This is a genomic window from Streptomyces sp. NPDC029466, from assembly GCF_055574515.1.
This window is the reverse complement of the sequence record NZ_JBVHZH010000012.1, coordinates 41756-57425: the sequence shown is the minus strand read 5'-3', so window position 1 is coordinate 57425 and position 15670 is coordinate 41756. Positions and strand designations below refer to the sequence as shown.

Below are 15670 nucleotides of genomic sequence, written 5' to 3'. Positions count from 1 at the left end.
TCCACCCGGTCGCGGGTGGAACCCTTCCTGTGAGGTGTACTGCCCGGCCGGGCTACTCCTGGGCGGTGCCGCGCCGGCGCATCCACCACATGAGGCCACCGCCGGCCGCCGCGAGCACCGCGGCGATGCCTGCGATCAGGCCGATGGGGGTGTTGCTGCCGGTGTCGGCAAGATCGCCGTCAGGGTCGCCCGGCGTGGATGTGGCCGAGGGCTGTCCGCCGCTGCTGTGGGTCGGGTCCGGCGTGCCCGGCGTGGAGGGCTGGTCCGTCGGGGTCGGCTTACCGGTGTGCGACGGGGTGGGTGTCGGGGTGGGTGTGGGGTCGCCGCCCGGGTCCTCGCCGCTTTCGTCGCCGCCGGGTCCGGCGCCGAGGTAGAGGGTGTCGGTGTCCCGGTAGGAGGTGTCATCGGATTCGCGGGAGTTGCGGGTGGTGTTGTCCAGGTCCCGGTTCTCCAGGTTGAAGCGCGTCTTACTGATGTTGCGCTTGGGCTGCCTGGAGAAGTCGACGCCGCCGACGCCCTGCTTGTAGATCTTGCCGCCGTACTCCAGCTCGAACCACTCGATGCCTTCCTTGTACGACTTCATGTACGTGTCCCAGACCTTCTCGCGGGTCCAGTCCTGGTGCGGGGGCCGGATCGGCCACGCGGACACATCATTGGAGTTGATGATCCGGTGGAAGTCCGTCGGCGACTTGGCGTCGGCCTGGCGGATGTACTCGGCGGCGACGCGAGCGTTGTAGACGGCGCGCAGCTCGGCGTACTTGGGGTCCTTGTTCACCCGCTCCTGGATGATCGGGACGATGTTGGCGTTGACCGACACCTCGATCCGCTTCTTCTCGGCGTCCGAGAGGTCGGTGCACTCGGTGGAGCCGGGGACGGTGTAGTCCACGTCCAGCCACTCGGCGGAGACATCCATCGGCGAGTCGAGGATGTAGATCCCGCCGTCCTGCTCCCGGACCTTCGCCTCGTCGGGCTCGATCCAGAACCGGGTACCGGGGAAACACGGCATGCCGTTGCGGCGCGGCGCGGTGTCCCAGTAACGCTTACCCTCCACGTGCTTGTTCGGGTTCAGCGCCTCGGAGAAGTCGTGCTTCATGAGCAGATCCGCGTCGAGAAGGACACGGCCGGCGTCGGTCTTGCCGAACTTCGCGTCCATGACCTTGCCCGGCTGGTCCGGGTTCAAGTTGACCCAGAACTTCTCAGGGGTCAGCGCGAGCCAGGTGAACAGGGCGTCGGAGGAGAGCTGCATCCTCTTCTCGCCGCCGAAGCCGGGGTTGTTGTCCGGGTCGGGCATCTGGTCGGCACGCATGGAGTACTGCATGCCCTTGCCCTTGCCGAGACCACCGACGTAGCGGAGCTCCATGGTGGTGAAGTCGACGCCACCAGGGCCGCCCCTGGGGAGGGTGCCCCTCGGGTCGAGGCGGTTGGCATCCCTCTGGTAGCGCTTGGCCTCTTCCAGGGTCTTCCCGGAGGAGAGGGCGCGCTGGTTGGCGGGGCCGCGGGTGCCGCAGTTGTTGGCGCCGGCCGCCATGAGCTGCGTCCCCGTGCCGCCGCCGGTCTGGCAGGCGGGGGCGAACCACCGCTGGTGGTCGGAGAATCCGCGGATCGGGGTGGTCTTGGGCACCGGGTTGTAGAACCGCTGGTTACCGCGGACCTGCCCGGTCTTGCCGTTTCGCATGGCGCGGACGTCGCGTTCCAGGTCGTTGATGTGCTTGACCTGACCCTTGGTGAACTTCTTCGCACCGGTGAAGCGGAAGGTGTGCTGGGGCATCGACTTGGCGACGACCCGGTCCTTCGCGAGCTGCTTGGCGGTCAGCTTGCTGTTGGATTTGAACTCGTTGAACTCTTTGGTCTTCTGGTTGTAGGCGTCGTAGCGGCGCTCGCCGACCTTGGCGCCGTTCTTGTCGAACAGCTCGACGGTGACCTCACACAGCCAGTCCGGGCCGATCAGGCGGTAGTCCTTGACGAGCTGCCGCTCGAAGCCGGAGCCCTTGTGGTTGTTGATCTGGTTGCGGATGTACCGCTTGTCGAACCAGTGCTTGAACCCGAGGCCCTCCTTGTTCGCGAAGTACCGGGCGTAGATCTCCATCGCCCGGTCCTCGGGCTTCTTGGAGAGGTCGGCGGCCTTCTTCCAGGCCGCCACGTTCTTCTCCAGGTCGCCGGGGACCTTCGACAGCGCCCGCGTCTTCTCGTCGGCCGTCGGCGTCTTCAGGCCGTCGTACGCCTGGCCGGGAAGGTCGTACTCAAACTTCCGCGGGAGGGCGGTGTCCTTGTGGAGGTTCCCGGTCAGGTCGTTGGGGAACCCGGAGTTCGCCGGGGTCTTCGCGGCGGCCGGGAGCTTGTTGCGGACGTCGCAGCGCTGGCCGGAGCCGGGTTTCATCTTCGCCGAGACCGGCGGCAGCTTCGGCGGCGCGGCCTGGACGGCCGGCAGCCCGGTCATGGTGACGGCCGCAGTCAGGCCGAAAGCGGCCGTGCACCGGGCCGCGAACCGCCACCGGGACGGTATGCGGAGCAGTTTGTTCAAGAGCTCGTCTTTCCCTCGGGTGGGGCCTGAGGGGTCGTGGGCGGCACGTTGGGCCCCCGTGACGTGTACGCGCCGCCCGGACACCATAGCCCCAACTGCCCGCAGATAAAGACGAGTTAATGGAGTGTCGACATGGCGATCGGCGGCCCCTCAGAGGGTGGCCGCCGCTTCCTCGCGCCTTAGATGAAGTACAGGCCCTCCATCGAGGAGACGGACAGATCGCTGTGTTGTACGCGGAAGGCGGTGGTCTGTATCTCCTCCCATCCCCAGGGGTCGGAGTGCCCCAGTGCCAGGCCGGCCAGGGAGGCCCATTCGATCTCGTGGAGGGGCTGGTCCATGTCGATGTCGGCGGCGGTGAGCATCCAACTGCTCAGGCCGAGCGAGGCGATGACGGCGTGGGGGTCGCCCAGGACGACGAACGGTTCGCCGTCGGGCCAGCCGGCGGCGTGGAACATGGCGCCGTCGGGGAGCATCACGACGGTTTCGGTGTGCTCCATTCCGCCGTAGTAGGTGACGTGGCCGACGATCCGCGCCGCGGGGAAGCGCTCCCGCAGCCGTTCGGCTTCGGCCAACAGCGGGTTTCCGTTGCCGTCGTCGGCGAAGACAGGGGTGGAAATGGCCCGCACACCGCCCCACACGGCGGCATGAACGATGTCCAGATCGGAACGCACCGAGGAGGGCAGCGGCGTCTGCACGGAGCGCGGCCCGAGATCCGCCAGGACCTCCTCGATGCCGTCGAACGACTCGACGAACAGGCGGGCCTGATCGGAGTCGTTGGCCGGCAGGCTACGGGCGTCGATGTCGAACGGCGGCTGAGCCACGGTGAGATGACACAGGCCCATCGAGCCGCGAACCACCCGGTCCGGGGCAGCAGTCCAGTACTTGGTATCGGTCATGCGGGCCACCGTAGCGGCCGGCGGTGACACCCCTCCCCCGGAATGTGCACGCAGCAGTCGCGGGAAGCCGGCCGGAGACCCCCGTGACCGAGTGCCCGTCGGCGCACTCCGGCACGGTCCGCGACCGCTGAGCCAGGACCTGGGACGCTAGGGCGTGTCCGCAAAGTCCCGCCTGGCTCGCGACGCCTGGCACGCACGCTCGCTGCGTTGTCGGGATCGTCCACGTAGACCCACTACGAGGACGACCCTCCGCCTTGCGAGCGCACGCACCAGACGCCGCGAGCCCCGCCCTACGGGCGAACGACGGGACTTTGCGGACACGCCCTAGGCCCCCGGCCCCCCGGTCTCCGCATGCGCTCCGCCGCCGGACCCCGTGCCGCTCCCCGCCCCCGTCCCCGTCCCCGTCCCGGTGCCGACCGTGAAGCCCAGGGTGGCGCCCCCTCCCGGGCGGTGGGTGGCGAAGGCGTGGCCGCCATGGGCGGTGGCGATCTCGCGGACGATGGCGAGGCCCAGGCCGGAGCCGGGCAGGCCGCGGGCGGCCGCGGCGCGGTAGAAGCGGTCGAAGACGCGGGTGAGGTCGGCGTCCTCGATGCCGGGCCCGCGGTCGAGGACCTCGACCCGGGCGCCCGTCACCACGACCTCGATCGGCGCCGTGCCGCCCGCGTCGAACTTGGCGGCGTTCTCCAGCAGGTTGGTGAGCGCACGGTGCAGCGCGGCGGGCCGGCCCTCGACCACCGCCGGGCGCACGGTCCGTACGGTGATCTCGCGGCCGGTGCGGCGGCGGGCCGAGGCGGCCGCCTTCTCCGCGACCTCGGCCAGACTCACCTCGGCGAGCGGGTCGTCATCCCGCTGTCCGGCGGCCAGATCCACCAGCTCATTGACCAGATCGCTGAGTTCCCTGGCCTCGCCCGCCAGATCGGCCAGCAGCTCCTCGCGGGCGTCCGACGGCAGTTCCTCGAACCGCTTCAGCAGCGAGATGTTGGTACGGAGCGAGGTCAGCGGGGTGCGCAGCTCATGGCCGGCGTCCTGGACGAGGCGCTGCTGGTCCTGTACGGCGCTGGCCAGCCGGCCGAGCATGTCGTCGAAGGCCCGGCCGAGCCGGGCGACCTCGTCGCGCCCGGCCACCGGGACCGGGACGTCCAGCCTGCCGTGCTCCGCCACGCTCTCGGCGACCGCGGTCAGCCGCACCAGCCGGCCGGTGATCCGCCGCGCCAGCCACCAGCCGCCCGCTCCGGCCAGCGTGATGACCACGGCGGCCAGCAGGGCGGTGCGCTGCTGGAGCGCGGAGAGCAGATCCTCGGTCTCGCTGAACTTCTGGGCGACCTGGACCGCCCCGCGGCCGCCGCCGAGCGCGACGGTCGCGACGTGGTACTCCTCGTCGCCGATGTCGGCCTCCCGCTCCGCGTGCAGGCCCGCCCGGTCGTCGACGGCGATCCGGCGCTCCGCGGCACCGGCCGGAAGCGCCGGGCGCCCCCGCTCCACGATCTGGCCGCCGGCGCCCAGGATCTGCACCTCGGTCCGGCTGGGCCGGGTGAGGTCGTCGCGCGGTCCGTCGTGGTCGGGGTCGGCGGTCGCGTAGTCGGCGGGCCAGAACGGCTTCTCCTGGACCTGGGTGCGCAGATCCCGGACGACCTGCGAGAACACCGACTTCTCATCGACCCGTACCAGCCGGGCCGCCGCGTCGTAGCTGAGGAATCCGACGAGGACGGTCACCGCCGCGGCCCCGGCGGCGAACGCCACCGCGAAGGCGGTGCGCAGACTGGCGGGCCGGCGGGTACGCACCCAGGCCGCCGATCCGCCGCGCCGCCAGGACCGCAGCCGGGCGCACAGCCGGACCCACAGCCGGCGGCGGCCGGCGCGGGTACCGCTCCCGGTGCGGTCACGGGGCCCGGACATCTCAGTCCTCCCGCAGCACGTAACCGACGCCACGCACCGTGTGGATCAGCGGGCGGCTGCCCGGGACATCGACCTTGCGCCGCAGGTAGCCCACGTACACCGCGAGGTTCTTCGAGCCCGGCCCGAAGTCGTAGCCCCAGATCCGGTCGTAGATCGTCGAATGGTCCAGCACGATCCCGGTGTTACGGGCCAGCAGTTCCAGCAGTTCGAACTCGGTCCGGGTCAGTTCCAGCTCCCGCTCGCCGCGCCAGGCACGGCGCGAGGGGCCGTCGATCCGCAGATCCGCTGCCTCGACGACACCGCTGTCCGCCACCCGGGCCTCGTACGCTCCGCCCGTGTCCGCGCCCCCGCCCGTCTCGCCGGGCTCCTCGGCGGCGTCCGGACCGGTCCCCGGCCCGTCGCCGTCCTCCGCCCCGGCCGCCCCGGCAGCGCCGGCCGTCGTCCGCCGCAGCAGCGCCCGCAGCCGGGCGAAGACCTCCTCGACCTCGAACGGCTTGACCACATAGTCGTCCGCCCCGGCGTCCAGGCCGGCGATCCGGTCCGCGGTCTCGACCCGGGCGGTCAGCATCAGGATCGGGGTGCGGTCCTGCTCGGCCCGCAGCACCTGGCACACCTGGAGCCCGTCGATGCCCGGCATCATCACGTCCAGCAGGATCACGTCCGGGCGCTCGCGGTGGGCGGCGGCCAGCGCCTGGATGCCGTCGGCGACGGCGGTGACCTGGTATCCCTCCAGGGTCAGCGCACGCTCCAGCGCGGTCCGGATGGGTCGGTCGTCCTCGGCGAGCAGTACGGAATGGGTCACCCGGCAAGTCTGCCAAGGTCCCGGCGGTGCGAAGACGGGCGGCCGGTGGGGCGGCGGCTTTCTTACCCGGCTCTCACCCCTGGTTCTTACCGGGCTCTCACCCGGGCCACGCCCTCGGCTTACCCCGTGGCGACACGGTGACCCCGTGCCGGACGGGCCGGTCGCGGCGGCCCGTCGCGCAGGTACCGGCCGGTCGGAATGATTCGGCACACCTCGGGGAAGACACCACACCGCATGAAGATCACCCTCCTGTTGCACAACGCCTATGCCATCGGCGGCACGGTCCGCACCACCCTCAACCTCGCCGCCGCGCTCGCCGACCGGCACGACGTCGAGATCGTCTCGATGCTGCGGCACCGCGAGGTCCCGCGGTTCACCGTGGACCCCCGGGTGCGGCTGATCCCGCTGGTGGACACCCGGGTCGGCAGCGAGGACATGGCCGACCCGCTGTTCGGTGAGCCCGCGCGCGACTTCCCGCTCACCGAGAAGCGGCACCACCAGTACAGCCGGCTGGTCGATGTCCGCGCCGCGGAGCTGCTGCGGACCACCGACGCGGACGTACTGATCGGCACCCGGCCCGGCATCAATGTCTACCTGGCCCGGTTCGGCCCCCGCCGGGCGCTGCGGATCGCCCAGGAGCACCTCCGGCACGACGCGCACAGCAAGCGGCTGCGCGCCGAACTCGCCCGCCATTACCGGACGTTGGATGCCGTGGTCACCACCACCGAGGCGGATGCCGCCGTCTACCGCGCGCGGATGCCGCTGCCCGGCGTACGGGTGCTGGCGGTGCCGAACATCGTGCCCGCGCCGGCCGGTCCGCCGTCCGAGGGCACCTCCAAGGTGATCGCGGCGGCCGGCCGGCTGGTCCGCGGCAAGCGCTTCGACCTGCTGATAGAGGCGTTCTCCGGGGTCGCCGCCAAGCACCCCGACTGGCGGCTGCGGATACACGGCGGCGGCGCCGAGCGGACGCAGCTCCAGGGGCTGATCGACGGGCTCGGGCTGGGCGGGCAGGCGGAGCTGACCGGGCCGCGCTCACCGATCGAGGCGGAGTTCGCCAAGGCGTCGATCGTCGCCTCGGCCTCGGACGCCGAGTCGTTCGGCATGACCCTCGTGGAGGCGATGCGCTGCGGGGTGCCCGTCGTCAGCACCGACTGCCCGCTGGGCCCGGCCGAGATCATTCAGGACGGCACGAACGGGCTGCTGGTGCCGCGCGGCGACGGCCCGGCGCTGACCGATGCCCTGCTCGCCCTCATCGAGGACCCCGAGCGGCGGCGCACGATGGCCGGGAACGCGCGGGAGAGCTCGCACCGCTACGACCCGGAGCCGATCGCCGAGCGCTATCAAGTCCTCTTCGGGGAACTGCGGTCGACGCGCGGCCGGCGGGCCCGGCAGCGGACCGTGGCGCGGATCCGCGCCCGCGCACGACGGCTGCTGCGACGCGCCCTGCGGCGCTGAACCGGCCGCCCACGGACGGCGGGGCCGGTCCGGTCGGCGGGACCGGCCCCGCCTCAACTTGACCGCGTCACAAGGAACTTCCCGCCTCTTGTCTGGCGTCCCCGGTAGCGAACATGCTGAACTGCTGGAAACGAAACGGAAATCGCACGGAACGCGGAATCGCTGGATCACGGAACGCGGAATCACTGGATCACTCGATCACTGGATCACAGCACCGGGATCACAGCACCGGATCACCGAATTGCCGATCACGGAACGCCCGGAACTCGGCAACGCAGTTGGCGCTTCGAGCAGTTGACGCTTCGAATCCGCAGGTCCGAGGGCAGGAGGCCGCTCATGCTGCATGGTGTCGATGTCAGCTCCTACAACACCTCGTATTCCACCGCGGGGCTGGACTTCGTTTTCGTCAAGGCCACAGAAGGCCGCTCCTACATCAACCCGCACCAGTCGGCGCAGGCGTCAAAGGCCCGTAAAGCGGGCTGCGTGGTCGGTTTCTACCACTTTCTGTGGCCGGGAAATATCGCCGCCCAGGCGAAATACTTCGTCGAGAAGTGTGTTTCGGTCCAGGGCGACATTCTGGCCTGCGACTGGGAACGCACCGGCGAGGGGACCTATGCGAGCAATGCGCAGAAGGATCAGTTCCTGCGCGAGGTGAAAAGGCTGCGGCCCACGCACCGGGTGATGCTCTACTGCAACCGCGACTTCTGGCTCCACCACGACACCACGTCCTACGCGGCCGACGGCCTGTGGATCGCCGACTACGTCACCGCCGGGCACCCGCGGATCAAGGCGAAGTGGCGCATCCATCAGTACACCGACCACCCGCTGGACAAGGACGTCGCGGACTTCTCCACCAAGGCCGCCCTCAAGAAGTGGGCGCACCCGGCATAAGGTTTCCTACCGGCACGCCGATTTCGCGTCGCCAGGCACCGCACGCGGGCGGCGGATGAACGCTGCGTACGGGGCACAGGAACAGCGCGTCACCGCCACCGCGCGACGCAGCACGAGACAAGAGGAGCAGTCGTGACCGACCCGGCGCCCAAGGCCCTGCAACAGGAGATCGCCCGGGATCTCCAGGTGACCGCGTCCTTCGACGCCGAGCAGGAAATCGAGCGCCGGGTGACCTTCCTCACGGAGCGGCTGACATCCACGGGCCTGCGCTCGCTGGTCCTGGGCATCAGCGGCGGCGTCGACTCCACGACCACGGGCCGGCTCTGCCAGCTCGCCGTCGAGCGGGCCCGCGCCGCCGGGCACGAGGCGACGTTCTACGCGATGCGGCTGCCGTACGGCGTCCAGGCGGACGAGAAGGACGCCCAGCGGGCGCTGGAGTTCATCCGCGCCGACCGGGAGCTGACCGTCGACATCCGCCCGGCGAGCGATGCCGCGCTCCAGGCCGCGCTGGACGGCGGGCTCACCTTCCGCGACGCCCACCACCAGGACTTCGTCCAGGGCAACATCAAGGCCCGGCAGCGCATGATCGCGCAGTACGCGGTCGCCGGGGCGCATGACGGCCTGGTCGTCGGCACCGACCACGCGGCCGAGGCGGTCTCCGGCTTCTTCACCAAGTTCGGCGACGGCGCGGCCGATGTCGTACCGCTCACCGGCCTCACCAAGCGCCGGGTGCGCGCCATATCGGCGGCACTGGGCGCCCCGGAGGAGCTGGTCCAGAAGGTGCCCACGGCCGACCTGGAGACCCTCGACCCGGGCAAGCCGGACGAGGACGCGCTCGGCGTGAGCTACGACCAGATCGACGACTTCCTGGAGGGCAAGCCGGTCGACGACGCGGCCGCCCAGGCGATCGTCCGCCGCTACCACCTCACGGAGCACAAGCGGGCACTGCCGATCGCGCCTTGAGGGGTCGCTTCCCGACGGGCTGGGGCGGGGCGGACGGGCTCGTGGAGCTGTTTGCGCAGCCCCTCGGGGAGCCGCCGCTCGCACGACCTCGGAGGCCCGCTCGCACGGCCGCGTAGCCCCGCTCGCGCGGGCCCCGGAGCTCTCCCCCGCCCCCTCCCCCTCTCCCCCTTCGGGGGAGGGGGCGGGGGGTGGGTTCGGGGGTGGGGGGGGAGCAGAGCCGCAGCAGCGGCACCCCACCGGCCCGCCCTGTCCCGCCTTGCCTCACCCCTCCCCCGCCCCAACCCGCAGCGCCGCCCCCGCCCACCCCCGCCCCGTCATGTCATGGCCCGGCTAGGGGACCGTCATCATCCCGGTGCTAAATCGTGGGTGTGAGCGGGCATGCATCCGGCCATGGGAAGCCGCGAAGTGCGATCGGAAGATCAACTGTCAGTGGGGCCGCCTACGCTCCGGGACATGGGTTACGCAAACCTGCGCGAACTCCAGACCGCGCTGACCACCGCCTCCGACCTGGCCTCGGCCTTGCAGTCCGCGCCCACCCGGCGTGACGCGGACCAGCTCGTCGACGTCCTCCGCCAAGCACTGACCGCCGCCAGCTCGCTGGGTGCGCAGACCGGCCCGACCGGCTGCGCCCTGCATCCGCACGGTGCGGTCGACCCGTTGTACGGCGACCCGGAAGATCCCCTTCCGCCGGGCTACGGGAAATGCCTGCTCTGCAACGACCGCCGCCGCCGGGCGGACGCCCACCCTCCGCACACCCGCCCGTACGCCCGACCGCATCCGCGCTGGCGGCGACGTCTCAGTGCCTAGAGCCGGTGGGTGCCGTGGGCCCGGAAGGGGCCCGGTGCGCGGGGCAGGACTACCATCCGCGCATGCGACCTGCCACATACAGCGATGAGGATCTAGAGCAGCACTCCCTGCGGCGACGGGTGCCCGACGACGGGCAGCGGTCCGGGTTCGAGCATGACGTCGACCGGATCCTCTACTCGACGCAGTGGCGGGCGCTGGCCGGCAAGAGCCAGGTGGTGGCGAGCGCCGAGCTGGGCGCCTACCACACCCGGCTGACGCACTCGATGAAGGTGGCGCAGCTCGGCCGGCGGATGGCGGAGCGGCTGGAGCGGCAGTACGGCGGGCCGAATCCGGCGCTCGTCGAGGCGGCGTGCATGGCGCATGACATCGGCCATCCGCCCTTCGGGCACGCGGGTGAGCTGGCGCTGCGCGCCACCATGGACGAACTGCACTTCGCGGACGGTGTCCTCGACAGCTTCGAGGGCAATGCGCAGACCCTGCGGGTCCTGACCTTCCTCGCCGCCCACAAATACCCGGGCCACCGCGGGCTGCATCTGACCCGCGCCTGTCTGGACGCCGCCACGAAGTACCCGTGGGAGCGGGCGCCCGTCGACCAGGACCCGGCGCGGCATGTGAAGTGGGGCGTGTACGTCGCCGACCGGGAGGCGTTCTCCTGGGTGCGGGCCGGCCGTACGGACACCGCCGTACCGGTCGAGGAACAGGTCATGGACTGGGCGGACGATGTCACCTACGCCTGCCATGACGTCGAGGACTTCTACCGCACGGGCCTGATCCCGCTGGCCGCGCTGTTCCCGCCGGACGGCGCCGCGGGCAGCGACACCGAGCGGGAGACCTGCCGCTTCCTGGACTATGTGCAGGCCAAGCGGGCGCGGGCGGGCGAGGACTTCGACCGGGCGGCCGCGCTGGTGATGATGGAGGACATCGGCAAGCGGCTGGCGGTGCCCGCCCCGTACAGCGGCAGCCACGAGGACGCGGTGGCGGTCAATCGCCGCACCGCGGATCTGATCTCGTACTTCACCCGGGGCATCGAGCTGGAGGTCGGCGGCGCGGCGGCGATCCGCTACGGGGCGCAGCTGGTGATCCCGGCGGACCGGCGGGCCGCCTGCGATCTGCTCAAGGAGCTGGTGTGGTGCTACGTCATCGACCGGCCGGCGCTGGCCACCCAGCAGCACGGCAAGCGGCGGGTGGTGAGCGAGCTGCTGCGCTGGAGCCATGACGCGCCCGAGCTGCTGCCGCCGGACCGCGCCGAGGAGCTGGCGCTGCACGGCGACCGGCTGCGGGCCGCCGCTGACCATGTCGCCTCGCTGACCGAGGACCAGGCACTGGCCCTCCACCGGCGGCTGTCCGGCACGGGCCTGGGCTCGGTCAACGACAACGTGTGGCTGTGAGGCCGGGGAACGGCACCGCGGGCCGGTGAACCGTCCGGAGACCGGGGAGCAGGGAGCCGGGGCCCGTTCCCCGACGGCCCGCTCCGCCCCGGCTACTCACCGCCGTCCCGGCTACTCGCCGCCGTCCCGCTTCTTCTCCGGCCGTAGCGCGAACCGGCCGAGCACCCCGGCGACGACCAGCGCGGCGACCGCGATCAGTACGGCGTCCGGGACGCCGTTCCCGATCCGCGTCGCCCACTCCTCGGCCCGGAATTCGCTGTCCGCGTCGAGGATGCCGGGCAGCGCACTGGTCCCGTTGAAGCACAGGAACAGCACCCCGATACCGATGAAGAACACCCCGGACAGCAGCGAGGTGGTGTGCAACCGCAGCCTGCCGAGGGTGAATTCACGGCCCCGCAGCCAGCCCCGGGTGCCGAGCTTGCAGCGGTCCCACAGCAGCGCCAGTACGAACAGCGGCAGCGCCATGCCCAGCGCGTAGACGGCGAGCATGGAGGCGCCGTACACCGGTGAGCCGCTGACCGCCGTCACCGTCAGCACCGCGCCGAGGATCGGCCCCGCGCAGAATCCGGCCAGGCCGTAGACACAGCCGAGCAGGAAGGTGGAGACGGCCGACCGCGGGGTGATCCGCGCGGCGGCGGCCTGGGCGCGCCGGGAGGCGAAGCCCAGGCCGAGGATCTGGGCGAGGCCCATCGCGATGACGACCCAGCCGCCGACGGCGATCAGCAGATCACGGTGGCCGTTGAAGAGCCGGCTGGCCGCCGTACTGGCCGCGCCGAGCGGCACCAGTGTCGTGGCCAGTCCCAGATAGAACACGCCGGTACGGGCGACCAGCCGGCCGGGCGTGGACAGGGAGTAGGCGAAGAACGCCGGCAGCAGCAGTGCGCTGCACGGGCTGAGCAGGGCGAGCGCACCGCCCAGGAACGCCGCGAGATAGCCGATGTCGGTCATTTGCCGGCTCCCTTGGCCGCCGTGCCGTGCTTCGCCCGGGCCGCCGCCTCCTCGATGGCCTGGGCGAAGACCTCCTGGGGCTGGGCGCCGGCCACCGGCCGGCCGTTGACCAGGAAGGACGGCGTGGACTGCACCCCGAGCTGGTAGCCCTCGTCCTGATCCTTCTTCAGCGCCCGCTCGGCCTCCTTGCTGTTCATATCCGTACGGAACTTGTCGAGGTCGTCCACGCCGCTCTTACGGGCCAGGTCGACGAGCTTGTCCTCGGCGAGCGCCGCGCCCTTACGGGTCTTGGCGTACAGCTCGTCGTGCAGCTGCCAGAACTTGCCCTGCTGCCCGGCGGCCCAGGAGGCACGGGCGGCCCGCTCGGAGTGCGCGCCGAAGACGGTGAAGTTGCGGAATTCGATGCGCAGGGTGCCCTTGTCGACGAACTTCTTGATCAGGCCGGGCTGGGTTTCCCGGGTGAAACGGCCGCAGAACGAGCACTGGTAGTCGGCGTATTCGACGAGGACCACCGGGGCGTCCTTCTTGCCGATGGCCAGCGGGTCGCCGTCCGCGCGGCGGCTGGTCCGCTCGGCGAGGTCGTCGAACATCTTCTGCTGGGCGGGGTCCTCCTGGGGATCGGTGGAGGCGGCGGCCTCGGGTGCGTCGCCACGGCCGGTGTCGCGGTCGCCCTCGACGGACGAGCCGACCGCGATGGCGATGGCGATCAGGGCGACGACGAGGGCGAGGACCGCGCCGACGGCGGCGAGTTTGCGGGTGGGAGAGGCGGAAACGGGCATGCGGAAGCTCCAGACGTACGGAGGGGGATTTCGGGCCGGGTGCGTCGGGGCGGCGGCCTATATCCGCAGTACGGGGAGGAGCGCGGTGTGGTCGATGACGGATGCGCTGTCCGTCGGTGGCCGGGCGAGCGCGCACTGCACGGGCAGATCCACGGCGAGCGGCCCCGGGCCGACGGTGGCGGGGGCGAGGGGCTCACCGCGGTGCGGTGCGGGCAGCGGGGCGCTCTCATCGGGCCCCGGCGCATGCCGGTCCGAGCACCTCTTGGGCGCCTGGGCGACGGCGAGGGGGGCGGCGGGGTCGAGCCGCGGGCCGTGCTGCGCGGCGGCCGGTTGCTCGGTGGCCGGTCGGTCGGTGGCCGGTCGGTCGGTGGCCGGTCGGTCGGTGGCCGGTCGCTCGACGGCGGTCGCGTCCGTGGGACCGGAGGTGTCCGGGGCGGCCGCGGGCCTCGCGTCACCCGCCCGCCAGTCCGCCGCGGCCGTCGCCGCCCGGCCCGCCAGCCAGGCCTGGTCGCCGCCGATCCGGCACAGCAGCGGCCCGAAGGTGACGGTGAGGAGGAGCAGCAGCGTCAGCGCGGCCGACCGGCGCACAGGGCGCATGTCCCTCCCTCTCCGTACCTCGCGCGAGCATGAACAACCCATCCTACGGACCGTCGCCGCACCAGCGGAGCACCGCCGGACCCCGGCGCCTGTCGCGGGCCGTCCGGCCGGACCGGGGCCGGGGAAGCGGCGTTCAGCGGTCGGCGATCCGCATCTCGAACCAGGTGGTCTTGCCGCGGGGCAGCAGATCCACGCCCCAGCGTTCGGAGAGTTTGTCGACGAGGAAGAGACCGCGGCCGCTGAGGTCCATCTCCTGGACCGGCATGAGACACGGCAGTCCGCGGGACGGGTCGCGTACCTCGATGCGGACCCAGCCACGGCGGCGCAGCATCCGCACCCCGAAGGTGCGGGCGCCGGTGTGCCGTACGGCGTTGCCGACGAGCTCGGAGACCAGCAGCACGGCCTGCTCGGTGAGCTGGGGCGTCAGGGACCACTGCTTGAGGAGGACGGCGGCGGTGAGCCGGCGGGCGATACCCGCTGACTGGGGGCGAGAGGGGAGCCGGACCTCACCGAGGGTCGGATCACCGGCCGGTTCGGGTGCCGCGGACACCGGTCTGCGGGGAGCCGGGGTCCGGTCCCGGTCCGCGCCGGGGATGCCCCATCCTGCGGCGGCCGGATCGCTCCGCGGCCGCGGCTGCTCCATTCCCTCGAGGCCCGCCATGCCCCCCATCATGGCCGTTACTTGACGGTCACGGGGAGGGAACCGGCGGAATCCGCTGTCCGGAATCACCGGTTCCCTCCCCTCGCCGAGACATATGCCAAAGGCAGTTAAGGTTCCGGGTCGCACCTGCTGACCTGCGATGACACTCGGCATCCAGAGGGCGGCCGGAAAGCCTCAACAAGGTTGGCTTAAGCCGCAATTAAGTTTTGCATCATTCCCCCACAAGGGGCATCACGTCCCGGCCAAACCTCAGATGTCCCGTCAACACCAGTTGTTTCAGCGGAACTTGGCCTTGCCGGGACCTTCCTCGACGAAGCTGCGCATGCCGGTCTCCCGGTCCTCGGTCGCGAACAGCCCCGCGAACCAGTTGCGTTCAATGGTGAGGCCGGTGTCGATGTCGGTCTCCAGGCCCGCGTCGACGGACTCCTTCGCGGCCCGCAGCGCCAGCGCGGGGCCGGCCGCCAGCCGCGCGGCCCAGGCGTGTGCCTGCTCGTAGACCTCGGCGGCCGGCACCACCCGGTCCACCAGCCCGAGGGTGAGCGCCTCGTCGGCCTTCACCTGACGGCCGGTGAAGATCAGGTCCTTGGCCTTGGACGGACCCACCAGCCGCGCCAGCCGCTGGGTGCCGCCGGCGCCCGGGATGAGCCCCAGCAGGATCTCCGGCTGGCCCAGCTTGGCGTTGTCGGCCGCGATCCGGACGTCGGCACAGAGCGCCAGCTCACAGCCGCCACCCAGCGCATAGCCGGTGATCGCGGCGACCACCGGCTTGGGGATCCGGGCCACGGCGGTGAAGGAGTCCTGTAGCGCCTTGGACCGCACGACCATCGCCGCGTGATCCATGACCTGCATTTCCTTGATGTCCGCGCCGGCCGCGAACACCTTCTCCCCGCCCCAGATGACGACCGCACGGACGTCGTCGCGGCGGGTGGCCTCCTCGGCCAGCTCGCGCAGCCGGTCCTGGGTGGCGATGTCCAGTGCGTTCATCGGCGGACGGTCCAGGCGGATGGTGCCGACGCCGTCGGCGACCTCAAGATTCACAGTCATGCCGGAAGGTTAGTACGCGTTA

At 71.3% G+C, this 15670-nt stretch carries 14 protein-coding genes; 5 read left to right on the top strand and 9 right to left on the bottom strand.

The window, feature by feature from the left end:
* Window positions 1-52: 52 nt before the first annotated feature.
* The 4 genes from ACZ4XD_RS12450 to ACZ4XD_RS12435 form a co-directional block, all read right to left on the bottom strand.
* Window positions 53-2521, bottom strand: a complete 2469-nt coding sequence (locus ACZ4XD_RS12450) for an LAETG motif-containing sortase-dependent surface protein (RefSeq protein WP_468041186.1) — start codon at window positions 2519-2521, stop codon at window positions 53-55.
* 179 nt (window positions 2522-2700) lie between these two features.
* The gene (locus ACZ4XD_RS12445; RefSeq protein WP_468041184.1) at window positions 2701-3417 is read right to left on the bottom strand and encodes a DUF6333 family protein; all 717 of its coding nucleotides are present in this window, start codon (window positions 3415-3417) and stop codon (window positions 2701-2703) included.
* Window positions 3418-3741: 324 nt separating this feature from the next.
* Window positions 3742-5313: a sensor histidine kinase gene (locus tag ACZ4XD_RS12440; protein WP_468041181.1), complete on the bottom strand. Its 1572-nt coding sequence runs from the start codon at window positions 5311-5313 to the stop codon at window positions 3742-3744.
* A 1-nt stretch (window position 5314) separates the two neighbouring features.
* On the bottom strand, window positions 5315-6115 hold the full coding sequence (locus tag ACZ4XD_RS12435) for a response regulator transcription factor (RefSeq protein WP_468041178.1): 801 nt from the start codon (window positions 6113-6115) through the stop codon (window positions 5315-5317).
* Between the two features lie 234 nt (window positions 6116-6349).
* Between ACZ4XD_RS12435 and ACZ4XD_RS12430 the strand changes: the two genes are divergently transcribed.
* The 5 genes from ACZ4XD_RS12430 to dgt all read left to right on the top strand — a co-directional run bounded on the left by ACZ4XD_RS12430 (window position 6350) and on the right by dgt (window position 11619).
* Complete coding sequence (locus ACZ4XD_RS12430) at window positions 6350-7570, top strand: glycosyltransferase family 4 protein (protein WP_468041176.1); 1221 nt, start codon at window positions 6350-6352, stop codon at window positions 7568-7570.
* A gap of 336 nt (window positions 7571-7906) precedes the next feature.
* Window positions 7907-8461, top strand: a complete 555-nt coding sequence (locus ACZ4XD_RS12425) for a GH25 family lysozyme (protein ID WP_042148977.1) — start codon at window positions 7907-7909, stop codon at window positions 8459-8461.
* Between the two features lie 132 nt (window positions 8462-8593).
* Window positions 8594-9424, top strand: a complete 831-nt coding sequence (gene nadE, locus ACZ4XD_RS12420) for an ammonia-dependent NAD(+) synthetase (RefSeq protein ID WP_468041172.1) — start codon at window positions 8594-8596, stop codon at window positions 9422-9424.
* 453 nt (window positions 9425-9877) lie between these two features.
* Complete coding sequence (locus ACZ4XD_RS12415; protein ID WP_468041170.1) at window positions 9878-10231, top strand: hypothetical protein; 354 nt, start codon at window positions 9878-9880, stop codon at window positions 10229-10231.
* Between the two features lie 62 nt (window positions 10232-10293).
* Window positions 10294-11619: a dGTP triphosphohydrolase gene (gene dgt / locus ACZ4XD_RS12410; RefSeq protein WP_468041167.1), complete on the top strand. Its 1326-nt coding sequence runs from the start codon at window positions 10294-10296 to the stop codon at window positions 11617-11619.
* Window positions 11620-11730: 111 nt separating this feature from the next.
* Here the strand turns inward: dgt and ACZ4XD_RS12405 are convergent, their stop codons facing one another.
* From ACZ4XD_RS12405 to ACZ4XD_RS12385, 5 genes are all read right to left on the bottom strand, one after another.
* Window positions 11731-12567, bottom strand: coding sequence for a cytochrome c biogenesis CcdA family protein (locus ACZ4XD_RS12405; protein WP_042148964.1), 837 nt, complete (start codon window positions 12565-12567; stop codon window positions 11731-11733).
* Window positions 12564-13346 (bottom strand): DsbA family protein, encoded by a 783-nt coding sequence (locus tag ACZ4XD_RS12400; RefSeq protein ID WP_468041161.1) that lies wholly within the window; start codon window positions 13344-13346, stop codon window positions 12564-12566. The genes ACZ4XD_RS12405 and ACZ4XD_RS12400 overlap by 4 nt, the downstream gene beginning before the upstream one ends.
* A 57-nt stretch (window positions 13347-13403) precedes the next feature.
* A complete protein-coding gene (locus ACZ4XD_RS12395; protein ID WP_468041158.1) occupies window positions 13404-13943 on the bottom strand; it encodes a hypothetical protein in 540 nt (179 codons plus the stop codon).
* 133 nt (window positions 13944-14076) lie between these two features.
* Window positions 14077-14604, bottom strand: a complete 528-nt coding sequence (locus ACZ4XD_RS12390; RefSeq protein ID WP_468041155.1) for an ATP-binding protein — start codon at window positions 14602-14604, stop codon at window positions 14077-14079.
* Window positions 14605-14880: 276 nt separating this feature from the next.
* The gene (locus ACZ4XD_RS12385; RefSeq protein WP_042148953.1) at window positions 14881-15648 is read right to left on the bottom strand and encodes an enoyl-CoA hydratase/isomerase family protein; all 768 of its coding nucleotides are present in this window, start codon (window positions 15646-15648) and stop codon (window positions 14881-14883) included.
* Between the last annotated feature and the right edge of the window lie 22 nt (window positions 15649-15670).